This window comes from Mycobacterium sp. URHD0025 (genome assembly GCF_000426065.1).
Taxonomy (GTDB): Bacteria; Actinomycetota; Actinomycetes; order Mycobacteriales; family Mycobacteriaceae; genus Mycobacterium.
This window is the reverse complement of sequence record NZ_AUEQ01000008.1, coordinates 1-25891: the sequence shown is the minus strand read 5'-3', so window position 1 is coordinate 25891 and position 25891 is coordinate 1. Positions and strand designations below refer to the sequence as shown.

25 protein-coding genes and 1 tRNA gene are annotated in these 25891 nt (G+C 67.2%); 16 read left to right on the top strand and 10 right to left on the bottom strand.

Going from position 1 to position 25891, the window contains the following annotated elements:
- Positions 1-7 precede the first annotated feature (7 nt).
- The 8 genes from H977_RS0110385 (at position 8) to pth (ending at position 6206) form a co-directional block, all read left to right on the top strand.
- Positions 8-79: transfer RNA gene (locus H977_RS0110385), tRNA-Gln, on the top strand.
- Positions 80-200: 121 nt separating this feature from the next.
- A complete protein-coding gene (gene glmU, locus H977_RS0110380; RefSeq protein WP_029107806.1) occupies positions 201-1673 on the top strand; it encodes a bifunctional UDP-N-acetylglucosamine diphosphorylase/glucosamine-1-phosphate N-acetyltransferase GlmU in 1473 nt (490 codons plus the stop codon).
- 201 nt (positions 1674-1874) lie between these two features.
- Entirely contained in the window at positions 1875-2855 is a 981-nt protein-coding gene (locus H977_RS0110375) for a ribose-phosphate diphosphokinase (RefSeq protein ID WP_029107805.1), read from the top strand.
- Complete coding sequence (gene arsC, locus H977_RS0110370; protein WP_029107804.1) at positions 2856-3221, top strand: arsenate reductase (glutaredoxin); 366 nt, start codon at positions 2856-2858, stop codon at positions 3219-3221.
- Entirely contained in the window at positions 3218-3862 is a 645-nt protein-coding gene (locus H977_RS0110365; protein WP_502691160.1) for an LpqN/LpqT family lipoprotein, read from the top strand. Before arsC ends, H977_RS0110365 begins: the two co-directional genes overlap by 4 nt.
- A 40-nt stretch (positions 3863-3902) precedes the next feature.
- Positions 3903-4775 carry an oxidoreductase gene (locus tag H977_RS0110360; protein WP_029107802.1) on the top strand — a complete coding sequence of 291 codons (873 nt, stop codon included), beginning with the start codon at positions 3903-3905 and terminating at the stop codon, positions 4773-4775.
- Between the two features lie 169 nt (positions 4776-4944).
- Positions 4945-5598 (top strand): 50S ribosomal protein L25/general stress protein Ctc, encoded by a 654-nt coding sequence (locus tag H977_RS0110355; protein ID WP_029107801.1) that lies wholly within the window; start codon positions 4945-4947, stop codon positions 5596-5598.
- A 32-nt stretch (positions 5599-5630) separates the two neighbouring features.
- Positions 5631-6206 carry an aminoacyl-tRNA hydrolase gene (gene pth, locus H977_RS0110350; protein ID WP_029107800.1) on the top strand — a complete coding sequence of 192 codons (576 nt, stop codon included), beginning with the start codon at positions 5631-5633 and terminating at the stop codon, positions 6204-6206.
- A gap of 10 nt (positions 6207-6216) precedes the next feature.
- Here pth and H977_RS0110345 read toward each other — a convergent pair whose 3' ends face one another.
- Together H977_RS0110345 and H977_RS0110340 are read right to left on the bottom strand one after the other, a co-directional pair.
- Positions 6217-7302, bottom strand: coding sequence for a metallophosphoesterase (locus H977_RS0110345; protein ID WP_029107799.1), 1086 nt, complete (start codon positions 7300-7302; stop codon positions 6217-6219).
- 68 nt (positions 7303-7370) lie between these two features.
- A complete protein-coding gene (locus H977_RS0110340; RefSeq protein WP_029107798.1) occupies positions 7371-8405 on the bottom strand; it encodes a 4Fe-4S binding protein in 1035 nt (344 codons plus the stop codon).
- A 108-nt stretch (positions 8406-8513) separates the two neighbouring features.
- On the opposite strand from H977_RS0110340, the gene H977_RS0110335 reads away from it, so the two are divergent.
- Positions 8514-9041 (top strand): DUF6611 family protein, encoded by a 528-nt coding sequence (locus H977_RS0110335; RefSeq protein ID WP_029107797.1) that lies wholly within the window; start codon positions 8514-8516, stop codon positions 9039-9041.
- A gap of 30 nt (positions 9042-9071) precedes the next feature.
- Here the strand turns inward: H977_RS0110335 and H977_RS0110330 are convergent, their stop codons facing one another.
- The gene (locus tag H977_RS0110330) at positions 9072-10709 is read right to left on the bottom strand and encodes a fatty acyl-AMP ligase (RefSeq protein ID WP_029107796.1); all 1638 of its coding nucleotides are present in this window, start codon (positions 10707-10709) and stop codon (positions 9072-9074) included.
- Positions 10710-11146: 437 nt separating this feature from the next.
- Entirely contained in the window at positions 11147-12115 is a 969-nt protein-coding gene (locus tag H977_RS0110325; protein ID WP_029107795.1) for a 4-(cytidine 5'-diphospho)-2-C-methyl-D-erythritol kinase, read from the bottom strand.
- A gap of 103 nt (positions 12116-12218) precedes the next feature.
- Here H977_RS0110325 and H977_RS32870 point away from each other — a divergent pair, with 103 nt between their 5' ends.
- The gene (locus H977_RS32870) at positions 12219-13073 is read left to right on the top strand and encodes a serine/threonine-protein kinase (protein WP_051288812.1); all 855 of its coding nucleotides are present in this window, start codon (positions 12219-12221) and stop codon (positions 13071-13073) included.
- A gap of 25 nt (positions 13074-13098) precedes the next feature.
- On the opposite strand, the gene rsmA is transcribed toward H977_RS32870, so the two are convergent.
- From rsmA to H977_RS0110305, 3 genes are all read right to left on the bottom strand, one after another.
- A complete protein-coding gene (gene rsmA / locus H977_RS0110315) occupies positions 13099-14040 on the bottom strand; it encodes a 16S rRNA (adenine(1518)-N(6)/adenine(1519)-N(6))-dimethyltransferase RsmA (RefSeq protein ID WP_029107794.1) in 942 nt (313 codons plus the stop codon).
- The gene (locus H977_RS0110310; protein ID WP_029107793.1) at positions 14037-15164 is read right to left on the bottom strand and encodes a resuscitation-promoting factor; all 1128 of its coding nucleotides are present in this window, start codon (positions 15162-15164) and stop codon (positions 14037-14039) included. The genes rsmA and H977_RS0110310 overlap by 4 nt, the downstream gene beginning before the upstream one ends.
- A 107-nt stretch (positions 15165-15271) precedes the next feature.
- Positions 15272-16126, bottom strand: coding sequence for a TatD family hydrolase (locus H977_RS0110305; RefSeq protein WP_029107792.1), 855 nt, complete (start codon positions 16124-16126; stop codon positions 15272-15274).
- 24 nt (positions 16127-16150) lie between these two features.
- Here H977_RS0110305 and metG point away from each other — a divergent pair, with 24 nt between their 5' ends.
- The 5 genes from metG to H977_RS0110280 all read left to right on the top strand — a co-directional run bounded on the left by metG (position 16151) and on the right by H977_RS0110280 (position 22684).
- Positions 16151-17698 carry a methionine--tRNA ligase gene (gene metG / locus H977_RS0110300; RefSeq protein ID WP_029107791.1) on the top strand — a complete coding sequence of 516 codons (1548 nt, stop codon included), beginning with the start codon at positions 16151-16153 and terminating at the stop codon, positions 17696-17698.
- Between the two features lies 1 nt (position 17699).
- Complete coding sequence (gdhA, locus tag H977_RS0110295) at positions 17700-19049, top strand: NADP-specific glutamate dehydrogenase (RefSeq protein WP_029107790.1); 1350 nt, start codon at positions 17700-17702, stop codon at positions 19047-19049.
- Positions 19050-19171: 122 nt separating this feature from the next.
- Entirely contained in the window at positions 19172-20392 is a 1221-nt protein-coding gene (locus H977_RS0110290; RefSeq protein ID WP_029107789.1) for an NAD(P)/FAD-dependent oxidoreductase, read from the top strand.
- Entirely contained in the window at positions 20389-21324 is a 936-nt protein-coding gene (locus tag H977_RS0110285) for an RNA polymerase sigma-70 factor (protein WP_029107788.1), read from the top strand. The genes H977_RS0110290 and H977_RS0110285 overlap by 4 nt, the downstream gene beginning before the upstream one ends.
- Before the next feature lie 115 nt (positions 21325-21439).
- Positions 21440-22684, top strand: a complete 1245-nt coding sequence (locus tag H977_RS0110280; RefSeq protein ID WP_029107787.1) for an aminodeoxychorismate synthase component I — start codon at positions 21440-21442, stop codon at positions 22682-22684.
- On the opposite strand, the gene H977_RS32865 is transcribed toward H977_RS0110280, so the two are convergent.
- Together H977_RS32865 and rsmI are read right to left on the bottom strand one after the other, a co-directional pair.
- On the bottom strand, positions 22673-23038 hold the full coding sequence (locus H977_RS32865) for a hypothetical protein (protein WP_196808206.1): 366 nt from the start codon (positions 23036-23038) through the stop codon (positions 22673-22675). The genes H977_RS0110280 and H977_RS32865 overlap by 12 nt on opposite strands.
- 63 nt (positions 23039-23101) lie before the next feature.
- Positions 23102-23938 (bottom strand): 16S rRNA (cytidine(1402)-2'-O)-methyltransferase, encoded by an 837-nt coding sequence (rsmI, locus tag H977_RS0110270; RefSeq protein WP_029107786.1) that lies wholly within the window; start codon positions 23936-23938, stop codon positions 23102-23104.
- Between the two features lie 24 nt (positions 23939-23962).
- On the opposite strand from rsmI, the gene H977_RS0110265 reads away from it, so the two are divergent.
- Positions 23963-25513 (top strand): dolichyl-phosphate-mannose--protein mannosyltransferase, encoded by a 1551-nt coding sequence (locus tag H977_RS0110265; RefSeq protein ID WP_029107785.1) that lies wholly within the window; start codon positions 23963-23965, stop codon positions 25511-25513.
- 79 nt (positions 25514-25592) lie between these two features.
- Here the strand turns inward: H977_RS0110265 and H977_RS0110260 are convergent.
- Positions 25593-25891 (bottom strand): IS30 family transposase (locus tag H977_RS0110260; protein WP_029107784.1); only part of this gene is annotated, 299 nt, incomplete at its 5' end.

Here is a 25891-nt window from a genome sequence, read left to right as displayed (position 1 = left end):
CGAACATTCCGTCGTGGTGTAATCGGCAGCACCTCTGATTTTGGTTCAGATAGTTCAGGTTCGAGTCCTGGCGACGGAGCGAGGCTTGCCGAGCGACCCGACAGCATGAGGGCAATTGCGTACGCCGAGCGTGCACAGAATGCACGCTTGCGACGACATGTCTCGAACAGACGTGAACGTTCGCGGAGAGGGAGGCATTTGTGTCGAGCACCGAAGCCGCAGTCGTCGTACTGGCAGCAGGTGCCGGAACCCGAATGCGCTCGGACACCCCCAAGGTGCTGCACACCCTGGCCGGCCGCAGCATGCTCAGCCACGCGGTCCACACCGTCGCCAACGCGGCCGCCCAGCATCTGGTGGTCGTTCTCGGCCACGACCGTGAGCGCATCGCGCCGGCGGTCAGCGAGCTGGCCGACAAGCTGGGCCGCACCATCGACGTCGCCATCCAGGACCAGCAGCTGGGCACCGGCCATGCCGTGGCATGCGGGCTCAGCTCGTTGCCCGACGCATTCGCCGGCACGGTCGTGGTGACCTCGGGCGATGTCCCGCTGCTCGACGCCGACACCCTGGCCGGACTCATCGAGACCCACAGCGCCGCGACGGCTGCTGCCACCGTGCTCACCACCACCGTGCCCGACCCGACGGGCTACGGCCGCATCCTGCGCACCCAGGACAACGAAGTCATCGGCATCGTCGAACAGGCCGACGCCACCGAGTCACAGCGGGCGATCCGCGAGGTCAACGCCGGTGTGTACGCCTTCGACATCGCCGACCTGCGCTCGGCGCTGAGCAGGTTGAGCTCGAACAATGCGCAGCAGGAGCTGTACCTCACCGACGTCATCGCGATCGTGCGCCAGGACGGCCGGACCGTGCGGGCCATGCACGTCGACGACAGCGCGCTGGTCGCCGGCGTCAACGACCGGGTGCAGCTGGCCGATCTGGGCGCCGAGCTCAACCGTCGCATCGTGGCCCGCCATCAACGCGCCGGTGTCACGATCATCGACCCGGCCACCACCTGGATCGACGTCGACGTCGCCATCGGCCGCGACACCGTCGTGCGCCCGGGAACCCAACTGCTGGGCACCACCGAGATCGGTGCCGGCTGCGAGATCGGTCCGGATTCCACGCTGACCGACGTCGAGGTGGGCGACGGCGCATCGGTGGTGCGCACCCACGGGCAGCTCGCCGTGATCGGTGCGGGCGCCACAGTCGGCCCGTTCACCTATCTGCGGCCGGGCACGATCCTCGGCGCGGAGGCCAAACTCGGCGCCTTCGTCGAGACGAAGAACTCCACGATCGGCACGGCCACCAAGGTGCCGCACCTGACCTACGTCGGCGACGCCGACATCGGTGACCACAGCAACATCGGGGCCTCCAGCGTCTTCGTCAACTACGACGGCGAGAACAAGCACCGGACCACCATCGGCTCCCATGTGCGCACCGGCTCCGACACGATGTTCATCGCCCCGGTCACCGTGGGGGACGGCGCCTACACCGGCGCGGGCACCGTGCTGCGCGACGACGTCCCGCCCGGTGCGCTGGCGGTCTCGGACAACGCCCAGCGAACCATCGACGGCTGGGTCGAACGCAAGCGTCCGGGCTCAGCCGCCGCGGCAGCGGCAAAAGCTGCTTCAGCCGCGGACGCCGCGCGCAAAGCCCAAGACGAAGAGGCTTAGCCACCGGCCGGTGGACAACCGGTAGTACCGAGGATTGCGGTCAATATCGAGCAGCAATCCTCGGTGCTGATGGCCCGTGGCCGCGACGCAAGCACGACGGAATCGACGTTTCGTGTTGGCAATCTGGTAACCCGGCTACGAACTACCAGAAACGCTACGTACGATTGCTCCGTATCGATCCCCAACCGCGAAGGCAGCCAAGTGGCCACGGACTGGACCGACAATCGAAAAAACCTGATGCTGTTCTCGGGGCGCGCACACCCGGAACTGGCAGAACAAGTGGCCAAGGAGCTGGGGATCGAGGTCACGGCGCAAACCGCCCGTGACTTTGCCAACGGCGAGATCTTCGTCCGGTTCGACGAGTCCGTGCGCGGCTGCGACGCGTTCGTCCTGCAATCACACCCGGCTCCGCTCAACCAGTGGTTGATGGAACAGCTCATCATGATCGACGCGCTCAAGCGCGGTAGCGCGAAGCGGATCACCGCGATCCTGCCGTTCTATCCCTATGCGCGCCAAGACAAGAAGCACCGCGGCCGCGAGCCCATCTCGGCCCGCCTGGTCGCCGATCTGCTCAAGACCGCGGGCGCCGACCGCATCGTCTCGGTCGACCTGCACACCGACCAGATCCAGGGATTCTTCGACGGGCCCGTGGACCACATGCGGGCCCAATCGCTGCTGTGCGGCTACATCGGCGACAACTACGCCGACAACGACCTGGTGGTCGTCTCCCCCGACTCGGGCCGGGTCCGGGTCGCCGAGAAATGGGCCGACTCCTTGGGTGGCGTTCCGCTCGCCTTCATTCACAAGACCCGTGACCCACTGGTGCCCAACCAGGTCAAGGCCAACCGCGTCGTCGGTGACGTCAAGGGCAAGACCTGCATCCTCACCGACGACATGATCGACACCGGCGGCACCATCGCCGGCGCGGTCAAACTGCTGCGTGAGGACGGCGCCAAGGACGTGATCATCGCCGCGACCCACGGCGTGCTGTCCGAACCGGCCGCGCAGCGCCTGGCCGACTGCGGTGCCCGCGAGGTGATCGTCACCAACACGCTGCCGATCACCGAGGACAAGCAGTTCGCGCAGCTGACCGTGCTGTCCATCGCGCCGCTGCTGGCCAGCACCATTCGCGCGGTGTTCGAGAACGGTTCGGTCACCGGGCTGTTCGACGGGTCGGCCTAGATGCCAGCTGAATCTCCTGAGCGGCCCGCCGCCGTCATCTACCACAACCCGAAGTGCTCAACCTCGCGCAAAACGCTGGATCTCTTGCGCGAGAACGGCATCGAGCCCGAGATCGTGCAGTACCTCAAGACGCCGCCGACGCGTGACGAGATCGCCGCCCTGATCAAAGCTGCGCGCATCGACGTGCGGACCGCGGTGCGCAAACGCGAATCCCTTTACGGCGAGCTGGGTTTGGCCGACGCATCCGACGAGGAACTGCTCGACGCAATGGCCGAGAACCCCATCCTGATCGAGCGGCCGTTCGTCGTCACCGCCAAGGGCACCCGGCTGGCCCGGCCGATCGATTCGGTGCGCGAGATTCTGTGAAGCGGCTGCTCGTCACCGCCGCCGCGCTGGCGGTCCTGGTCACCGGTTGTGGCGCCGAAACGCCTGACTACAAGTCGATCTGGACCACGAGTTCGACCACCCCGGCCGCCCCTGCGGACAACCAGCCAGTGCCCCTGTGGCAGTTCCTGGAGGACTCCGGTGTCGTCGGCGAGCCCATCGCTCCCGAGAAGATCCCGCACCTGAGCATCACCATGCCCAGCCCGCCGGGATGGCACCCGTACAACAATCCCAACCTGGCGCCGGGTACCCGGATGATCGCCAAGGGCGACACCTACCCCACCGCGATGATGCTGGCCTTCGCCTTGCACGGCGATTTCGACGTGCCCAAGGCGCTGAAGGACCACGGCTACGCCGATGCCCAGCTGTCGGAGAACTTCAAGCAGCTCAACGCATCCAACGCGGACTGGAAGGGCTTCCCTTCGGCGATGATCGAGGGCAGCTACGACCTCAACGGCAAACGCATGCAGAGCTACAACCGCGTCATCATCGCCAACGACGGGCTGCAGCCGCCGCAGCGTTACCTCGTCCAGCTGACCGTGACGACCTACGCCGACGAGGCTGCCGCCCAGGGACCGGACATCGAGTCGATCATCGCCGGCTTCAACATCGCCAAGAAATGAAGCCGCGAGGAAGTGCCGGCTCGACCGTAGGGTGGTCAGCATGAGTGGATGGACCAGTGCCGACCTGCCGTCGTTTTCCGGCCGTCGGGTGATCGTCACCGGCGCGAACAGCGGGCTGGGGCTCGTCACCGCCCGTGAACTCGCCCACGTCGGCGCCAAGGTCACCGTCGCGGTGCGCAACCTGGAGAAGGGCACCGCGGCCGCCGAGACGATGACCGGCGGACAGGTTGAGGTACGCAAGCTCGACCTGCAGGACCTGGCCTCGGTGCACGAGTTCGCCGATACCGTCGAGAGCGTCGACGTGCTGATCAACAACGCCGGCATCATGGCGGTCCCGCTGAGCCGGACCGCCGACGGGTTCGAGAGCCAGATCGGCACCAACCACCTCGGCCACTTCGCGCTGACCAACCTGTTGCTGCCCAAGGTCACCGACCGGGTGGTGACGGTGTCCTCGTTGATGCACTGGATCGGGAAGATCAGCCTGCGCGACCTCAACTGGAAATCGCGCCCGTATTCGGCATGGCTGGCCTACGGGCAGTCCAAGCTGGCCAATCTGATGTTCACCTCCGAATTGCAGCGCCGGCTGACCGCCTCGGGCTCGCAGGTACGCGCGCTGGCCGCCCACCCCGGCTATTCGGCCACCAACCTGCAGGGTCAGTCCGGCAACAAATTGGGCGCCCGGATGATGGCCACCGCCAACCGGGTATTCGCCAGCGACGCGTCGTTCGGCGCACGTCAGACCCTGTTTGCGGTGTCCCAGGACGTGCCCGGCGACAGCTTCATCGGGCCGCGGTTCGGCCAGTTCGGCCCCAGCCAGCCGGTCGGGCGCAGCCCGCTGGCCCGGCAGGTGGACACCCAGAAGACGCTCTGGGAGCTGTCCGAACAGCTCACCAGGACCACCTACCCGCTGTAGCGCGCGGCCACCGATTTTCGGGAGCGGCCCGGTCTTTGCTACCCTGACCTGGCGTCACGGCGAGGGTGGACCAACTGGACCACCGTTATCGGCGGGAACTTCTTCGAGTGTTGCGACCCTTGCCGTGCTGACGATCTGACCGCAGTACCGCAATTAGAGGAGCAACATCATGGCCAAGGCCGCCGCCAAGAACATCCCGAACAAGCTGACCGCGTCCGTGCGTACCCGCACCGGCAAGGGCGCGTCGCGCCAGGCCCGCCGCGACGGCAAGGTGCCCACCGTGCTGTACGGCCACGGCACCGAGCCCCAGCACCTGGAGCTCAACGCCCGTGAGTTCGCTGCGGTGCTGCGCCACGCCGGCACCAACGCCGTGCTGACCCTCGACGTCGAAGGCACCGAGGCGCTGGCGCTGACCAAGGCTCTCGACATCCACCCGATCCGCCGCAACATCCAGCACGCCGACCTGCTCGTCGTGCGCCGTGGCGAGAAGGTCAACGTCGAGGTCAACGTCGTCCTCGAGGGCGACGCCGTCCCGGGCACCCTGGTCACCCAGGAGACCAACACCATCGAGATCGAGGTCGACGCAATGTCGATCCCCGAGCATCTGACCGTCTCGATCGATGGCGTCGAGGCCGGCACCCAGATTCTGGCCGGCCAGGTCGAGCTGCCCGGCGGTGTTTCGCTGCTCTCGGATCCCGAACTGCTGGTGGCCAACATCGTCGAGGCCCCGAGCACCGAGGACCTCGAGGCCGAGGGCGCCGGCGAGACCGCCGAGGCCCCGGCCGAGGAGCCGGTCGCCGAGGCTGCCGAAGACTCCGAGTAAGCACGCGCCGAGACACTCAGGGCACTGCGCGAATGGCCGAGCCGCTGCTGGTGGTGGGCCTGGGAAATCCCGGGCCCGCCTACGCCAAAACCCGGCACAATGTCGGGTTCATGGTGGCCGATGTACTGGCCGCCCGCATCGGCTCGGCCTTCAAAGTGCACAAGAAGTCAGGCGCCGAAGTGATCACCGGCCGGCTCGCGGGAGCGCCGGTGGTACTGGCCAAACCTCGGTGCTACATGAACGAGTCCGGCCGTCAGGTCGGGCCGTTGGCCAAGTTCTATTCGGTGCCTCCCGGCCGCATCGTGGTGATCCACGACGAGCTCGACATCGACTTCGGCCGGATCCGGCTCAAGGTCGGTGGCGGCGAGGGCGGCCACAACGGACTGCGTTCGGTGGCATCAGCCCTGGGCAGCAAGGAGTTTCAGCGGGTTCGGATCGGAGTGGGCCGCCCGCCGGGTCGCAAGGATCCGGCGGCGTTCGTGCTGGAAGCCTTCACCGCCGCCGAACGCGCAGAGGTCCCGACGATCTGTGAGCAAGCCGCTGACGCCACCGAGCTGTTGATCGCTCAAGGCCTGGAGCCGGCCCAGAACACCGTGCACGCCTGGTGATTCCGCTGCCTCACCAGCGAAACGGCCGGTCCAGGCGCAGCGTGCGCTCCGCCGGTGCGTACCAGCCCTGCGGCGCATGCTGGTCGGTGTGCAGATAGCACCGCACACGCACCTCTGGGCTGCCCGGCCGAAATGTGAGCAACCGGCTGATCGGCAAGGTCGTGATCGGCATGTGATGGCGGCTCAATGACGCCACGTTCATGAAATAGGTTCCGCCCCAAGCTTGCTCGATATGAGTCTTGCCGCCGTGGGAATCGTCGGGATTGGTGTGGGTGTGCCCGGCCAGCCACAGCGCGACCGCACCCGGATGCTCGGTGAGGTACCGCTCAAAGGCTCCGGAGTCCGGCTTGCCGCCGACCCAGTACAGATAGGACGCGCCCTGTGGCGTCCCTTCCGAAAACGGGCGGTGGTAGTGCTCGTAGAGCTGCCCGTCCGCGCCGCGACGCACCCCTTCCCACTCCCCTGACGCCACCGTGGTGTCCTTGAGGACGTAGTGGTGCACCGTGATGACGATCGAATCACGGTTCTGCTCAACCATGTTCGCCCACCACTCGAAGGTCTCGGCGGAGACGACGCCACCGGGGTTGCCGCCCAGCGTGCCCCGGCCGACGGACTGAGACGGCTCGTTGCGGTCGCTGAGCATCAGGAACAGCAGGTTGCCCACCCGGAACGAATACCGCTCCCAGGTCCCGGTCACCTGGTACGGCCGCGCACCGGCGTCGACCCCGGAATGTTCGGTGTGCATGCCCAGCGGATCGATCCACTTCTGCCACCACCAGGCGTCGGGCTCGGAAAGACCACTGCGGTCGTGATTTCCGCACACCGAGTAGACGTCCTCCCGCCGGTGCCGGCGCAACACCGCAAGCTGCCTGCGGACCTCCCTGCCCTCGGCGTCGTCGGGCAGGCTGTGATGCGCACCGGACATGTCGCCGACGTCCAGCGCGATATCCCACTCGAACGGCGGACCGCCCTGCGTACCACCGAATTCCGACTGCCGGATGGCCTCGGCGAGGCTCTCGCGGCCGAACTGCTTGTCGGTCCCCACGTGGGCATCACCGAATGCCCACAGCCGGAACTCATCCTGCCGTGTCGCCATCGTGGCGAAACCTTAGCGAGGCCGGGACATCCCGTCCGGCATTGCACTCACGGTGATTCCAGCGGCGGTCAGCGGCCTCCGATTCCGCTGTCCACCACCTTTACGGTCTTGTGCGGATACCGCTTCTCGGCGTGAGCCTTGGCCGCCGAGTTGGGCAGCACGTACAGCGTCTCCCTCTTGTCCTGCAGAGGTTTGAGCACCCGGTCCATGAACTCCTTGCGGTCGTCGAGGTACGGTTCGATCACGTCCTCCCCCGCCGGGCACACCGCCAGGCAGTACGCCGCCTTGTAGTTGGCCTTGAACGACAGGCTCTGCCACATCGAGGCGTTCTCGGAATCGCTGACTCGCGAACGGAAATCGGCGGCATCGCTGCTGTCGGCAACGGTCTGCACCCAGTCGGTGAACCCGCCCATGAACTCGCGGTAGTTGTGCACCGAGCAGGCGACGAAGTCGAACTCGCCGTCCTTGCCGATCGCCCCGACCGGGCAGGCCGCCACGCACAGCTTGCATTCCAGGCACGGCGAATAGTCGAGCGGCGCACCGTAACTGCTGATCGGCGTGCCGACCAGAATGGTCGCCAGCAGGATGAAGTTGCCGAATCTCGGGTGGATCACGTTGCGATGGATCCCCATCACCCCCAGGCCGGACGCCACCGCGACGGGCTTGTGCGCCACCACCCAGATCCGCCCCGGGTACCTGTCCATCTCCATCGGGAAGGTGGCCGACGGGTTCACCGCGCGATGCCCGGCATCCTCCAACGCCCGGGTGATGCGGTGCGCGGCCTCGTTGATGATCTCGCCGCTGCGGTGAAATTCCTGGTTGGCGACGCTGCGCGTGGACGAGCGCACGTTGTCGCGGTTCATCTTCACCACCAGCGAGATGTATCCGCGCACTCCCGGCAGCGCGGCCTCGGCATGTTCTCGCTCCGAGGCCAGGGCCGGATCGTCCACGCCGGCGAAGGCCACGTCGTCGGCACCGGCGTCGAGGCACAGCGCGCGCAGCCAGTCCGCGTCGACGATGTCGGGGACCGCGGCGTCCGGACGGGCACGCACCGCACGGACGGTCGGATGGTCAGCCAGGCGGGGCGGAAGTTTCGGCTTCATCAGGCTGAGTATAGTGATCCATACCCAGCATGCAAGGATCTACCCGATCGGCGTAAAGAATCCGTTCACGCGGCATGCGCGCGCATGCCCAGCGGGTACACCCGAGATATGGATGGCATCAGGCTCCTGCGGCCCGTGCTCGACGGCTCCCGGGCGTGGGGGTGCGTGCAGGTGAGGCCCGGGCGCTTCGGCATCACCTACTACCGGCTGGTGGTGTATCCGCCCGGCCTGAGCACGTCCGAGCGCCGCCTCGTCCGGCTGGCCCGGGGCTGGCCGCTGTGGGGAATGGCGGTGTGGCTGCTGTGCCAGCTCTGGCTGGTCGGGCAGATGTCGCCGTGGCCGGCGTTCGGGATTTCCACCGCGGTTTACCTGGCCGCCGGAGCCGTTGCGCTCGGCCTGTCCGGCAGCGCGTTCCACGGTGTGCGGACACTGTGCGCGACGACGATGGCCGGTTGCGACGACCCGGCATCCGTTGCCGCCCGAGAGCGCCTGGTCGTGTTGGCCGCCGAACTCCTCCACGCCGACGAGTGCCTCGCACGCGGCGAGATCACCGCCGTCGACCACGAGCTCATCTGGTGGCGGGTCTACAACCAGATGCGGGCCGACGATGTCTCATCCACGCGGCACACGAATTGAATGCCGCACGGGGTCAGGCGACGTTTCCGGTCAGCCCGTGACCAGCGAGACCGAATTGGCGCGCCGAAGCTTGCCGGACGGAGTCTTGGGGATGCTGCCGGGCCCGAGCACCACGACATTGCGCGGACGCATGTCGACCTCGGAGACCACCTCGTGGGCGACCTGATGTTCGATGCGGCGCACCTCGGCCGGATCCTGCCAGGCATTGGACTCGACGGCGACGGCGAAGGTCTCGCGCGAATGCCCGGCGTCCAGGCGCACTGCGACGGCGCAGCCGGGGCGGACGCCTTCCACCCTGCCCGCCGCGCGTTCGATGTCCGTCGGGTAGATGTTGCGTCCGGCCATGATGATCACGTCCTTGACGCGACCACACACGATGACGTTGCCCTCTTCGGTGATGTAGCCGAGATCGCCGGTGTCGTACCAGCCGTGCTCGTCCTGGGCCGGCAGGAAACCGCCCATGGTGATGTAGCCGGGAGTCAGCGACTCGCCGCGAAGCTCGATGACGCCGACCCCGCGGGCGGCCATCACATCGCCGTGCTCGTCGACGACACGGGCCTCAAGGTCCTGCAGCAGCGGGCCGAGTGAGGCCAGCCGGCGGGTGTTGCCCTTGGTGGCGGGCACCGCACGGCGCAGCGCGGCCAGCAGGTCGGCATCGACCTCGTCGACCACCAGCCCGGCGCCGCACGGAGAGAACGACACGGCCAGGCAGGTCTCTGCCATGCCGTAGGCCGGCAGGATCGCGTGCGGGTCGAGACCGAACGGCTTGCCCGCGTCGAGCAGGTCCTCGACGTCGGCCGGTTCCACGGGCTCAGCGCCGGACAGCGCGAACCGCAGTGTGGACAGATCGAAATCGCCGGGCTTGGCCTGGCGGCGCAACCGCTTGGCGAACAGCGCGTAGGCGAAGTTGGGCGCCGCGGTCATGGTGCCCTTGTACTTGTCGATGAGCTTGGCCCACAGCAGGGTGTCGCGCAGGAAGTCCATCGGCGTGACCTTGACGAGCTCGGCGCCGAAGTACATCGGGATGGTGAGGAAGCCGACCATGCCCATGTCATGGAAGCAGGGCAGCCAGCTGACCATGACGTCCTTGTCGACGTCGTACTGCGCGCCGATGAACATCGCCTCGGCGTTGGAGTGAATGTTGCGGTGCGTGATCTGCACGGCCTTCGGTGATCCAGTGGACCCGGACGTCAGCTGCATCAGCGCCAGATCGTCCTCGCCGGTTTCCACCGGGTCGATCGGGTCGGCGGCCAGCAGATCGGCCACCTTGACCACCTTGATGCCTTTTTCCTCCAGCACCGGGATGGCGACCAGGAACGGCTCGGAGACGATGACGGCGTCGGCCTCGATCATGCCGATGACGTTCATGGTGTCCTCGGCCCACACCGCCAGGTCCGTGCGCGGGGTCGGCTGGTGCAGCATGGTCAGGCTCGCGCCGCGCATCCACACGCCTTGAGCGGTGGGAGCGATCTCCACCGGGAAGCCGGCCAGAACGCCGACGGCGTCGCCATGGCCGATACCCGCGGCGGCCAGACCGCCCGCGATGCGCCGGGCCCGTTCGTGAACCTCACCCCAGGTGTGGCGAACCGGTTCGTGCGGCTCGCCGGTCACCATGCCGCGCTTGCTCTCCCGAGCGTTGCGGTACATCTTCTCGGTGAATCTGCTCACGACGACCTCCTTGGCTTCCGCGACCGCAGCACCGGCGGCAGTGCGCCAGGTGCAGTTGCCCGGTTATCCATGCTCCGCCCGCTTTGCACTGCTTTTGGGTAGGCGCGCGCACACGATTGGGGAGCAGTTATGTCTCGAAAAGGTGATACCCCAGAATCGGGGATACAGCTCCGCGACCGCCCACCGTCATGGGAGGCGGGCGGAAAAATCTCCGACGCGAGATCGCTAGCATTCACCGCCGATCATCTTAAGAGACCCTTAAGTAACTGCCAAACCCTCGCGTTAATTGAGGTCTGCGTCACAGTTTCGGGCTGATGTAGTTGGACTGCGTCATTTTCCACTCAGGGGTTGTTCCGCACAAAGTACGCAGCCCTGGCGTCGAAAACCAGCACGACAGTAGACACGACAGTAGAGCAGCCCACCGCCCGACCCGCCCGTCAGGCCGACGTGGACGGCTCCGGGACCACCCGGGCACCGCTCACCGGGCCGCTGGCCACCCGCACGGTCCGGCACACTCCCGCTCCGGCCAGCTCCGCACCGACATCCACGGCCGACGTCGAGGACGGGCACAGGAACGCGCACGTCGGGCCCGATCCGGACACCATGCCGGCCAGTGCGCCGGCCTCCACCCCGGCCCGCAACGTCCGGCGCAGGTCGGGGTACAGGCTCAGGGCCGCCGGCTGCAGGTCATTGCCGAGCAGCGGGGCCAGTTCGGCCGGGTCACCGGAAGCCAGCGCGGCCAGCACGGGCTCGGGCTCCTCGACCCGCGGCGGTCCTCCGGTCGAGGTGTCCGCGCGCAGCCGATCCAGCTCGCCGAACACCTTCGGGGTGGACAGTCCCTTGTGCGCGAACGCCAGCACCCAGTGGAAGGTGCTGCGGGCCAGGACCGTGGCCAGCTCCTCGCCGCGCCCGGTGCCCAGGGCCGTGCCGCCGTGCAGCGCGAACGGGACGTCACTGCCCAGCTGGGCGGCCAGGGCGTGCAGATCGCGCCGGGGCACGCCGAGCTCCCACAGCGTGTTCATCGCCACCAGTACCGCGGCCGCGTCGGCACTGCCGCCGGCCATGCCACCGGCCACCGGGATCGACTTGTCGATGCTGATCGCCACATCCGGCGACCGGCCCACATGCTCGGCCAGCAGCTCGGCGGCGCGCCAGGCAAGGTTGCGCTCGTCGGTGGGCACGGCATCGACACCCTCGCCATCGACCGTCAGCGACAACATGTCGGCGTTGCGCACCGTCACCTCGTCGAGCAGCGACACGGCGTGGAACACCGTGGTCAGGTCGTGGTAGCCGTCGTCACGGACGTCGCCGACGGCCAGATACAGGTTCACCTTGCCGGGGACACGCACGGTGACAGAACCGGTGGGGACCCACTCGGATGCGGTACTGCCGTCGGATGCTGACACGGCCACGACACTATCGCCGCCAACCCACGGTTGTCGGCGAACTTAAGCTGAGACGGTGCCCTCACCCGAGGTGATCGTCGCGGGATACACCGCGGTGAAAGTCATGGGCACCGGCGGCTCGGCCGTCGTTTACCTGGCTCGCGACCCAGACGGAGCCACGGTCGCGCTCAAAATTCTCGACGATCGGCATCGCCAGCCGGCCCAACTGGCGCGGCTGCAACGTGAGTTCGACTTCGCCCGCCGGCTCGCCCACCCCCACATCGTCAGGGTGTTCGCGGCGGGCCCGGGCTGGCTGGCGATGGAGTTCCTCGACGGCGGCACGGTGAACATCCTCACCGGTATCCCCGAGCGGTTGGTCGCGTTGACCCAGATCGCCGGGGCACTCGATCTCGCCCACCGCCGCGGGATCGTGCACTGCGACGTCAAGCCCGCCAATATCCTTGTCGACGAGCCGTTTTCGAGAGCAGTACTGATCGACTTCGGCGTGGCGCACTCGATGGCCGAGGACGTCGCCGCCCGGCTCGCCCATGACCGCTCCGCCCGGATGAGTCTGGATCCGGCCCGGCGCATCACCCGTCAGCCATCCCAGCCGCACCCCAACATCCAAGCGTCACTGCCCTATTCGGCACCCGAACTGCTGGTCGGGAGAACGCCGTCGGCGGCCACGGACCAGTATGCGTTGGCCTGCACGACGGTTGAACTGCTGACCGGAACGCCGCCGTTCACCGCGGATACCGCCGTGGCTCTGATCGATCAGCAGCTCTACAGCCGGCCGCCGCGAATATCGCAGCGGTGCAGCTGGATTCCACGCGCGGCGGACTCCATCATCGCCAAGGCGATGGCCAAGGAACCGGACCGGCGCCACGCTTCGTGCGCAGAGTTCGTCGGCCTGATCACCAAAGTCATGGAGCCCGCAGGCGACCCCCAGAACGAAGAAGATCGCGAGAATCTTCGATAGTCTCGCGATCCTCTCCGGCGCAAATTCAGTGCGCCGCCTCGACCTCGGCTTGTTCCACGGCCTTTACTTCGGCCGTTTCTCCGGCCTTCGCTTTGGCCTCGCCCTCGGCTTCCTTTGCCCGCTGCAACAGCCGGACGAAGTCGGCGATGCCGAGCGTCTCGCCACGGCGCGACGGGTCGATACTGGCGGCCAGCAGCCGCTCAGCCGACTCGTTGCCCGAACCCGCCCAATCGGCGAACGCGTTGCGGGAGGTCTTGCGCCGCTGCGCGAACCCGATGTCGATGAGCTTGAACACCTCATCGCGGAACGCGGCGTCCGTCGGCCACGGCGACGTCTCGTACCGGTCGATGCGGACCAGTCCGGAGTACACCCGCGGAATCGGCCAGAACACCGTCGGCGACACCATGCCGTGCCTGCGCACGTTTCCGTAGAAACGCGCCTTGGCACTGGGTACGCCGTAATCCTTGCCGCCGGGTTCCGCCGCGAGCCGCTCGGCCACCTCGGCCTGCACCATGACCATCACCGTCCGGATAGACGGGAATTCGGCCAGCAGGTGCAGCAGCGCGGGCACCGCCACGTTGTACGGCAGATTCGCCACGAGTGCTGTCGGTTGATCGGTCAGATCAGACGGCATCAGCGTCAGGATGTCCTGGTTGATGACGGTCAGCCGGTTGATCTCGCTGTGGGAGTGATCGGCGATGGTGGCAGGCAATTGCCTGGCCAGCACCGGATCGATCTCCACTGCGGTCACCCTGGCGCCACGGTCCAACAGGGGCAGGGTCAGTGACCCCAGACCCGGTCCGACCTCCAGCACATGGTCGTTCCGGTGGATCCCGGAAGCCGACACGATGCGCCGAACGGTGTTGGCATCATGAACGAAGTTCTGGCCAAAGGCCTTGCGTGGACGAAAATCGATTTCTTTCGCCAAGCGTCGTATCTCGGTCCGCCCGAGCAGTCGAATAGTCAGCGCGCCCCAATCCTCCCACTACACACCGGCCAAGCTCCCCATCCTTGCCGGGCCTGCGTCACCGTAGCAATCGCAATCTGCTCTTCTCTTGTCGCCAGATCGGCTCTCGGAGCATACCGCAGACCACCCTGTCGCTCCCAGGTGTTTTGGTCGAATTGGACCCCGCCAAAGAAACCGTTACCCGTGTTAATCGCCCAGTTACCTCCCGCTTCGCACTGCGAGAGGGCGTCCCAGGCGGCGCCGTTGGTAACCGGCGGGACCTCGGTGCCGGGCTTTGCTCCGACGCGGAGTACGCCGTCGCGGGCCGGCTCGATCACGACATTGGCTACTGGCAGCCTGCCGGTCTCGACGCCGTTCACCTTGGCCACCGCGTAGGTCACGTCCTGGGTGCCCGGGGCGCCCGGGTCCTCGACGACCTGACGGCTCATGTTCATGCCGGCGTCTTCGATGCGCTTGTTGCCCGGGGTCAGTGGTACCCGCTGGGTGACCTTCTCGATGCGCATGCGGGTCACCTGAACGTGCATACCCTCGGTGACCGGGGTCGATGCCGCCGGAACCACGGTGTCGTTCTGCTCGAGTGGTGCGCCCGCGGCGGCCAGCAGACCGGCCACGTTCGGGGCGGCGAGGTGCACCGTCTGCACGTTGCCGCCGTCGTCGATCCGGACCGTCTTGGCGCTCACCACGGGCAGTGCCATACCGGCCAGCGGCACCCTGCTGCCACGGGACGCCGCTGCCGGCGCCTTGTCGGTCATCTTCAGCTGTGCGAGGGCCTCGTCGACGGTCGACGCGGTGGTCCACACCTGCTTGCTGTCGTTGCCGTCCAACGACAATTCCAGCGGCCGGCTGCGGCGCAGGACGATGGTGTCGGCCTGGTGCACGGACTCGTCGCCGGAGGGGTAGAGATCGTCGCGGTCGCCTACCGAGAATCCGTTCTCCTGGACCACATCGATCACCCGGGACTTCATCGTCGTCACCGTCATCGGCGCGCCGTCGACGCTCAGCGTGACGGTCTTGTGCGATTCGACGGCGTAGCCCCCGGCCGCGGTGAGTGTGACCAGAAGGGCTCCCACCACGCCGCGCAGCAGCGGCGAGCGGGATTCATGAAGTTTGTTGAGTGCGTCCACGTTTTGGCGTTCTCCCCGGTTCGGACGGCATGCATCACCGCCGGCGGTTGAGCTTTGATCACAAGACGGTAACGAAAAGCGTCGGTAGTAACAACCTGACTCGGCAACTACACCGCGCGATTCCCGTTAAGTCCGTACACCCGCGCCGCAGTGGCTGCGGTCTCGGACGCGACCTCCTGGGCGGGTCGGTCCAGCAACTCTGCGAGTGCCCGCACAGTGTATGGCAGGCAGTACGGCTCGTTCGGCGCCCCGCGGTACGGGTGCGGTGTCAGAAACGGCGCGTCGGTCTCCACCAGCAGCTGACCGGGTGGGATCAGCCGGGCGGCTTCGCGCAGCTCAGAGGCATTCTTGAAGCTGACCGTGCCCGAAAGGCTCAGCACCCAGCCGGCCTCGACGCAGGTGTGGGCCATCTCCGGTCCCGAGGAAAAACAGTGGAAGATCACTGTGTCGGGCGCCCCTTCGGCCCGCAGCACGTCCAGAACGTCGGCGTCGGCGTCGCGGTTGTGGATCATCAGCGGCTTACCGGTGCGCTTGGCCAGATCGATGTGCCACGCGAAGCCCTCGCGCTGCTCCGCCGGTGTCGCGCAGCCGTCCAAGCGGCCCGGCCAGTACAAGTCCATCCCGGTCTCCCCGACCGCGACCACCCGCGGATGGGCCGCCAGCCGCTCGAGTTCAGCCCTGGCCGCGTCGTCGAGCACATTGGCCCGGGTGGGATGCAGCGCCACCGCGCCGTACACCCGGTCGTCGGCCTCGACGGCCGTGGTGACCCAGCGCGCCGAGTCCAGGTCGTCGGCGATGGTGACCACCTGGCCCACCCCGACGGCCGCCGCGCGGTCCATGATGGCGCGGACGTCGGCGGCGCTGTTCGCACCGCAGGCGTCGAGATGAGTGTGTGCATCGACGAGCGGAGCCAACGGCTCCGGGGCCGGCGGCTTGTCCCTGGCTGAGCGTTTGGAACCCACCGCAACACCATAAGGTGGAAACAAATGAGTGAGCCTTTCTACATAACTACGGCGATCGCCTACCCCAACGGCGCGCCACACATCGGGCATGCCTACGAGTACGTCGCCACCGATGCGATCGCCCGGTTCAAGCGACTCGACGGCTTCGACGTGCGCTACCTGACCGGTACCGACGTCCACGGCCAGAAGATGGCCGAGACCGCGGCCGCCGAGGGAATCTCGGCAGCCGAGCTGGCCAACCGCAACTCCGATGTGTTCGAGGGGCTGCAGGAGAAGCTCAACATCTCCTTCGACCGGTTCATCCGCACCTCCGACGCCGACCACTTCGAGGCGTCCAAGGAGATCTGGCGCGCGATGAACGAGTCGGGCGACATCTATCTCGGCACCTACTCCGGCTGGTACTCCGTGCGCGACGAACGCTTCTTCGCCGAGGACGAGACCACCGAAGGCCCCGACGGCACCCGCACCGCAATCGAGACGGGCACTCCGGTCACCTGGACCGAAGAGCAGACCTATTTCTTCCGGCTGTCGGCCTACGCCGAGCGGCTGCTGGCCCACTATCAGGCCCACCCCGAGTTCATCGGGCCGGACGTGCGCCGCAACGAGATCGTCAGCTTCGTCTCCGGCGGGCTGAAGGATCTGTCGATCTCGCGGACCACGTTCGACTGGGGAGTGCCCGTCCCCGACCACCCCGACCACGTGATGTACGTCTGGGTGGACGCGCTGACCAACTACCTGACCGGCGTGGGATTCCCCGACACCGCGTCGGAGTCCTTCCGAAAGTACTGGCCCGCCAATCTGCACATGATCGGCAAGGACATCATCCGGTTCCACAGCGTGTACTGGCCGGCGTTCCTGATGTCGGCCGGAATCGCGCTGCCCGAAAGGGTTTTCGCGCACGGCTTCATCAACGTCAAGGGCGAGAAGATGAGCAAGTCGGTCGGCAACGTCGTCGACCCCATTGCGCTCGTCGACACGTTCGGCCTCGACCAGGTGCGCTACTTCTTCCTGCGCGAGGTGTCCTTCGGTCAGGACGGCAGCTACAGCGAGGAAGCCATCATCGGTCGGATCAACGCCGACCTCGCCAACGAGCTGGGCAACCTCGCGCAGCGCTCGTTGTCGATGGTGGCCAAGAACCTCGATGGCGTGGTGCCCGATCCCGGAACGCTCACCGACGACGACACGGCGCTGCTCAACGCGGCCGACGCCCTGCTCGAGCAGGTGCGCCGGCACTACGACGTACCGGCGATGCACCTTGCGCTGGAAGCGATCTGGTCTGTTCTGGGCGCGGCGAACCGCTATTTCTCCGCTCAGGAGCCGTGGGTGCTGCGCAAGTCAGATGACCCCGCGGACCAACAGCGGTTCGGTACGGTGCTCTACACGACGCTCGAAGTGGTGCGGATCGCAACGCTGCTCACGCAGCCGGTGATGCCGGACTCGACGGCCAAGCTGCTCGACCTGCTGGGCCAGCCGACCGACGCACGCGACTTCGGCTCGATCGGTACCCGGATCAAGCCCGGTACCGAATTGCCCGCTCCGACTGGGGTTTTCCCCCGCTACCAGATGGACTGACATGGCCGGACTACACGAGAAACTGCAGGCGATCTACGAGGAAGTCGGGCAGCGCAACGCCGGCGAGCAGGAGTTCCACCAGGCGGTCTACGAGGTGCTGACCAGCCTCGGACCCGTGGTGGCCAAGCATCCCGAATACGCCGACGGCGCCATCATCCGCCGGCTGTGCGAGCCCGAACGCCAGATCATCTTCCGGGTGCCCTGGCATGACGATTCCGGTGTCGCACAGATCAACCGCGGCTTCCGCGTCGAGTTCAACTCGGCGCTGGGACCGTTCAAGGGCGGTCTGCGATTCCACCCGTCGGTCTACCTCGGGATCGTGAAATTCCTCGGCTTCGAGCAGATCTTCAAGAACTCGCTGACCGGTCTGCCGATCGGCGGCGGCAAGGGTGGATCGGACTTCGATCCCAAGGGCCGGTCCGACGCCGAGATCATGCGGTTCTGCCAGTCCTTCATGACCGAGCTCTACCGCCACATCGGCGAGTACACCGATGTCCCGGCCGGCGACATCGGCGTCGGTATGCGCGAAATCGGTTACCTCTTCGGCCAATACAAGCGAATCACCAACCGCTACGAGTCCGGTGTGCTGACCGGCAAAGGTCTCACCTGGGGCGGCTCACAGGTCCGCACCGAGGCCACCGGATACGGCACGGTGTTCTTCGTCGACGAGATACTGCGCTCGAGCGGGCAGTCCTTCGAGGGCAAACAGGTGGTGGTGTCCGGTTCGGGCAACGTGGCGATCTACGCGATCGAGAAGGTGCACGCACTCGGCGGCACAGTCGTGGCCTGCTCGGACTCGGGCGGCTACGTGCGCGACGACAAGGGCATCGACCTCGACCTGCTCAAGGAGATCAAGGAACTGCGCCGGGGCCGCATCGAGGACTACGCCGAGGCGCGCGGCGGCGCGGCCGAGGTCGTGACCGGCCGCAGGGTGTGGGAGGTCCCGTGCGACATCGCGCTGCCCTGCGCCACGCAGAACGAGGTTTCCGGTGCGGACGCGACGGCGTTGATCAGGTCCGGGTGCCAGATCGTCGCCGAGGGCGCAAACATGCCGTGCACACCCGAGGCGGTCAAGTTCTTCGAGGAGGCCGGGGTGAGGTTCGCCCCGGGCAAGGCCGCCAACGCCGGCGGCGTGGCCACCAGTGCACTGGAGATGCAGCAGAACGCCTCGCGTGACTCGTGGACCTTCGACGACACCGAAGCGCGGCTGGCCGAGATCATGCGGCGCATCCACGACCGTTGCCTGACCACCGCCGACGAGTACGGGCAGCCCGGCAATTACGTCGCCGGCGCCAACATCGCCGGATTCATCCGGGTGGCCGACGCGATGCTGGCCCTGGGCTTGGTTTAAGGGCTCCGCCTGGCGATCCGCCCTCCTGAGTGATCTGAGTCACATAATCCGGGGCGGCTGTCACAAACGCGGGGTGCGCGGTGTCTTGAGGGCACAAGCCTTTGAGGACAGGAGACGCTCCCATGACCGAGAGAACTGCACAGACCACCCGGGTGATCGTGATCGGCGGAGGTTACGCCGGGGTGCTGGCGGCCAATCGACTGCAGGGCACCCCGGGAGTGGCTGTCACGCTGGTGAATCCGCGGCCCGAGTTCGTCGAGCGGATCCGGTTGCACCAGTTGGCCGCCGGAAACCACACCGCCACCGCGGCCTACCAGGAACTGCTGGGCGGCGGGGTGCGGCTGGTGGTCGATGGCGCCGACCACATCGACGCCGACATCCGTCAGGTGCAACTGACCTCCGGCGAGGTGCTCGACTACGACTACCTTGTGTATGCCGTCGGCAGCACTGCCGGAATCCCCGCCTCGGTACCCGGCGCCGCCGAATCCGCCTATCCGCTTTCAGAATTCGAGCACGCCCAACGCCTGCACGCCCGCCTGCAGGATGTGCCGATGTCGGCGCCGGTGGTCGTCGTCGGCGGCGGCCTGACGGGGATCGAGGCCGCCGGCGAGTTCGCCGAACAGGGCCGCTCGGTCACCCTGGTCACCGACGTGGTCGGGGCGTCGCTGGGCGCCGGTGCCCGGCGCTCGGTGGTCAAGGCGCTGACCAAGCTCGGTGTCTCGATCATCGACGGACCCGAGATCCTGGTGACGGGAGTCGAAGCCGACGCCATCACGCTGGCCGACGGCAACCGCCTGCCCAGTGCGGTGACGGTGTGGACCACCGGGTTCGGGGTTCCCGGGCTGGCCGCCGCCAGCGGGCTGCGCACCGACGAGCTCGGCCGGTTGCTCACCGACGAAACCCTCACCAGCATCGACGATGCACGCATCGTCGCCGCCGGTGACGCGGCCTCACCGTCGGGGATTCCCCTGCGGATGAGCTGCCAGTCGGCGGGCCCGATGGGCGTTCAGGCCGCCAACACCGTGCTGGCCCGCATCGCCGGAGCCGAACCCAAGGTCATCAACCAGGCCTTCGCCGGTCAGTGCGTGAGCGTGGGCCGGACCTACGGGACCGTGCAGCTGTGCCACTCCGACGACAGCCCGCGCCGCGTCTTCATCGGCGGGCGTACGGCAGCATTCTTCAAGGAGCAGGTGTGCCGCGCGACCCTGACGTTCCTGGAGAAGGAGGGCGTCAAGCCGGGGTCCTACTTCTGGTTCAAGGGTGGCAACCGGGCGCGCCAGCTCGCCGAGGCGCAGCCGGGAGCACTGATCGGTGCGGACACGAGGAGCAAGGACAACCGATGAATCCCTCTGGCGCGGGTAACTCGGACTCGGACTCGAACTCGAACGAACACGCCGAACGGTTCACGCTGCTGAGGCCGTTGCTGTTCACCATCGCGTACGAGATCCTCGGGACGGCAACGGAATCCGACGACGTCCTGCAGGAGAGTTACCTGCGCTGGGCCGAGGTCGACCTGGCGACGGTGACCGACACCAAGGCCTATCTGGCCAAGCTGGTCACCCGCCAGGCCCTCAATGCGCTGCGAGCCGAATCGCGGCGCCGCGAGGAGTATGTGGGCCCCTGGCTGCCCGAACCTCTGCTGCTGGCCACCGATGAAGCCGGCGACCCCTCAGCGGATGTGGTTCTGGCCGAGTCGGTTTCGATGGCGATGCTGGTGGTACTCGAGACGCTGACCCCCGATGAGCGCGCGGTGTTCGTGCTGCGCGAGGTGTTCGGGTTCAGTCACGACGAGATCGCCGCCGCCGTCGACAAATCCGCGAGCGCGGTGCGTCAGATGGCGCACCGGGCCCGCAACCATGTGCAATCGCGCCGCAAGCGGTTCGACACCGTCGACCCGCAGGTGTCGACCGAGGTCACGCAGCGGTTTTTCGCCGCGGCAACCACCGGCGACATGAACGGGCTGCTGGAACTTCTCGCGCCGGACGTGGTGTGGACCGCCGACAGCGACGGTAAGCGCAGCGCCGCCCGCCGCCCGGTGACCGGGGCGCAGTCGGTGGCGAAGCTCGTCATCGGCCTGATGCGGTTCACCTCGTCAGGCGGCCGCTTCGAGCCCACGACGTACAACAACGCCCCCGCGCTCAAGCTGTACCTCGACGACAGCTTCGAAGGCGTCATCACCGTCGAGGTCGTCGACGGCAAGATCACGCACTTCTACGCGATGCGCAATCCGGACAAGCTGACCGGCATAGATATCCCGCGGGTGATCAGTCGGTAGCTTTCTCCCCGCGAGCAGTCCCCCGCAAGCGGGAGGGGCCCCCAACAAACCTGCCCATTTTCACGCGAAATTAGGCAGTTTTGCGTCTGCTCGCGGGAGGCCGCAAGCTTGCTCCATGCGGATCGTGCGGCTCGGCGCCCTGGGCGATGCACCGGCGGTGCTGCGCGGTGTCGCCGCGGCGGCCCGGGCCGCGGGGCTCGCGCCGCCGGCCGCGATGATCGGCGACTGGTTCGGCTCGCGTGCGGTGATCGCGCCCTCGGTATCGGTGGCCCCGGTGACACCGGAAACCTGCTTCGAGGTGGCCCAGGACGCCGTAGGACCGGCAGGCAGTGTGGGTGGCGGCTGGTTCGGTTACCTCTGTTACCCCGATCCGGGCGCCGACGGCGCACCGCCCCGCATCCCGGTGGCCGCGGGCGGCTGGTCGGACTGCGTGCTGCGCCAGGACGCCGACGGCCTCTGGTGGTTCGAAAGTCTCAGTGGCGCAGAATTTCCCACCTGGCTGCGGGCATTGGAGCCGGCTGAGCCACGCGGCTACACGCTCGCCTGGGTGGCCCCCGACCGCGACGACCACCGGCGCGGCGTGCTCGCCTGCCTGGAGGCCATCGCGGCGGGCGAGGTGTATCAGGCCTGTGTGTGCACCAGATTCACCGGGCAGATCGACGGTGAGCCGATCGACTTCTTCACGGAAGCGGTCGCCCGGACCGCGCCGTCGCGCGCCGCGTACGTCGCCGGGGACTGGGGCGTGGTGGCCTCGCTGTCCCCCGAGTTGTTCCTGCGCCGGTCCGGCAACGCGGTGGCCTCCAGCCCGATCAAGGGCACGCTGCCTTCCTCGGCCGATCCGGTCGCCCTGCTCGCCTCGGTCAAAGACGTCGCCGAGAACGTCATGATCGTCGACCTGGTGCGCAACGACCTGGGACGGGTGGCGACCACCGGCAGCGTGACGGTGCCCGAACTGCTCGCGGTGCATCCGGCACCAGGAGTCTGGCATCTGGTTTCGACAGTCACCGCCGACGTGCCCACGCGCCTGCCGATGAGTGCGCTGCTCGACGCGACCTTCCCGCCGGCCTCGGTGACCGGCACCCCTAAACTCCGCGCCCGCCAGCTACTGCGGCAGTGGGAGCCGGCGCGACGCGGAGTCTATTGCGGAACAGTCGGTTTGGCCTCACCTGTGGCGGGCTGCGAACTCAACGTGGCGATCCGCACGGTGGAGTTCAGCTCCGACGGGGTGGCGGTGCTCGGCGTCGGTGGCGGCATCACCGCCGATTCCGACGTCGACGCGGAATGGGAAGAATGCCTGCACAAGTCAGCGTCGATCGTCGCGTTGTCCGGTCAAAGACAGCAGCTTTCGTCAGGGGGCTGAGTCGGGCACGAGAGCCGATCCCCACATCGCGACCCGCGCGTTGAACGCGCCCGTGTCCGGGGACTCGGGATGCCAGGCGGAGATATCGACGGCGACGGGAACGAAGCTGTTGCCTTCATAGATGGGCACAGCCGAGTACGCCTGAACCTTCCCCTCTCGGATGAGCGAAGCGACGATGTTGAGATCGACATCCGCCTTCGCCGCCGCCGAGCCGACCGGGCAATACACCACGTTCTGAACGTGATCATGCCCGCCGAACTCGGCCGGCATGAGGTACATCCGCTCCAATTGTCCCTGTGCACAAAGCTGCTCGGCCTTTTCCGCGGAATCGACCATCGAGAAATCCGGACCCATGCCGCCACCCTAACCGGAGCGTCGGAGCGTCAGACGCACCAAATCTGCGACCGACGACGGGCTTCAGTCCCGGGCCCGCAGCACGGCGTCGTAGAGCTCCCGCCGCGACGGCGCGCCCGGATTCGCCGCGATCACCTGCGCGCAGGCGTCCTTGACCCGGATCCCGTCGGCTACCAACTCCTCGACCTCGGCCACCAGATCGGGCAGCTCGACGGTCGGAGTGCCTCCGGCCAAGACCACGGTGATCTCCCCCAGCACGCCGTCGGCTGCCCACTCCGCCAGCTCGCCCAGGCCGCCGCGGCGGATCTCCTCATGAGTCTTGGTCAGCTCGCGACACACCGCGGCACGCCGCGACGGGCCGAGCACTTCGACCGCGTCGCGCAGAGTCTCGGCCAGCCGTCGCGGGGACTCGAAGAACACGGTGGTGCGCGGTTCGGCGGCCAGAGTCCGCAGCCACGCCAGCCGCGCGGCGTGTTTGCGCGGGGCGAAGCCCTCGAAGCAGAACCGGTCCGAGGCCAGCCCGGACACCGCCAGTGCCGTGGTCACGGCCGAGGGCCCGGGCAGACAGGACACCTGCCACCCGGCTTCTATACACGCCGTCACCAGGCGGTAACCGGGGTCGTTGATCAACGGCATGCCTGCGTCGCTCACCACGAGCACCGTCGCGCCCGCCGCGATCTCCTCCACCAGGCCGGGCACGCGCCCGGACTCGTTCTGGTCGAAGAAACTCAGGATCCGGCCCGCCGGCTGCACGCCCAGCGACTGGGCCAGGCCACGGATGCGCCGGGTATCTTCGGCCGCCACGATGTCGGCCGTCTCGAGCGCCTCGACCAGCCGCGCCGAGGCGTCGTCGGGCCGGCCCAGCGGCGTGGCGCCGATCAGTAGTTTGCCGGGTGTCACGACCGACAGCCTACGATCGCTTGCGTGACCGCCACCGCCACCGAATCGCCGACGGCAGGTCGCTCGGTCCCGTTGATCAGCCCCGCGCCGCTGATCCCGGCCCCCGATTTCGGGCCGACGGACCGGCTGCAGGGCTGGATGATGACCGCCATCATCACCGCCCTGGCCGCGATAAGCCGGTTCCTGAACCTGGGCTCGCCGACCGATGCCGGCACCCCCGTCTTCGACGAGAAGCACTACGCGCCGCAGGCCTGGCAGATGCTGTACAACCACGGGATCGAGGACAACCCGGGCTACGGGCTCGTGGTGCATCCGCCGGTGGGCAAGCAGCTCATCTCGATCGGCGAGGCGCTGTTCGGCTACAACGGCCTGGGCTGGCGGTTCTCCGGCGCCGTCTGCGGTGTGCTGATCGTGATGCTGGTGGTGCGGATCGCGCGCCGGATCAGCCGCTCCACCCTCGTCGGCGGCATCGCCGGGCTGCTGGTGATCGCCGACGGGGTCAGTTTCGTATCGGCCCGCACGGCGCTGCTCGACGTGTTCCTGGTCGTGTTCGTGGTGGCGGCGTTCGCCTGCCTGATGGTGGACCGCGATGACGTCCGCCGGCGCATGCACAACGTGTTCATGGAGGGCCGCATCGCCGAGACCCCGTGGGGGCCGCGACTGGGCGTGCGGTGGTGGCGGTTCGGTGCGGGAGTGCTGCTCGGCCTGGCCTGCGCCACCAAATGGTCGGGGCTGTACTTCGTCGCGTTCTTCGGCGTCATGACCCTGGTGCTCGACGCCATCGCGCGCAAGCAGTACCACGTGCAAGCGCCGTGGCGGGGCACGCTGCGCCGCGATGTGTGGCCGGCCGCGTACGTGTTCGGATTCATCCCCGCGGCCGTCTACCTGGCGTCGTACGGGCCGTGGTTCGCCTCCGAGACCGGCGTCAACCGGTACGAGGCGGGCCAGTCCATCGGCGAGAACAGCATCATCCCGCTACCCGGCGCGTTGCGCTCGCTGTGGCATTACACCTATGCCGCATACCATTTCCACGCCGGGCTGACCAACGCCGACGGCAATCACCACCCGTGGGAATCCAAGCCGTGGACCTGGCCGATGTCGTTGCGGCCGGTGCTCTACGCCATCGACAACCACGATGTGGCCGGCTGTGGCGCACAGTCATGCGTCAAAGCCGTGATGCTGGTGGGCACTCCGGCCATGTGGTTCGTCGCGGTGCCGGTGCTGGGATGGGCCCTGTGGCGGGCCGTGGTGCGGCGCGACTGGCGCTACGGCGTGGTGCTGGTCGGGTACTCGGCCGGCTTCCTGCCCTGGTTCCTCGACATCGACCGGCAGATGTACTTCTTCTACGCCACCGTGATGGCACCGTTCCTGGTGCTCGCGATCGCGCTCATTCTCGGCGACATCCTGTACAAGCCGAAACAGAACCCGGAGCGTCGAACGCTGGGGCTGCTGGTGGTGTGCTTCTACCTGGCGCTGGTGATCGCGAATTTCGCGTGGCTGTATCCGATACTCACGGGCATCCCGATCTCGCAATCGACCTGGAATCTGGAGATCTGGCTGCCTTCGTGGCGTTAGGTTTCGTGGCGTCAGGTGCGGACTTGGCTCGCGTCGCCACGCCGCTTTCTACCGCTGGGCTGTAGATCGCGTGGCGAGTTCAAGGGGTCGATGCAACAGTTGGTGGATTTGAGAGTAGTTCGGTGAGGGCTTCGGCTGGGGTTTTCCATCCCAGGGTCTTGCGGGGTCTTCCGTTGAGTTCGGAGGCGACCTGGTCGAGGTATCCGGGCCCCCACAACGAGAGATCTGTCCCTTTCGGGAAGTATTGGCGCAGCAGTCCGTTGGTGTTCTCATTGCTGCCGCGTTGCCATGGCGAATGCGGGTCGCAGAAGTAGATGTCGAGGTCGGTGGCTTTGGCGATGGCCTTGTGGTTGGCCATCTCCGAGCCCTGATCCCAGG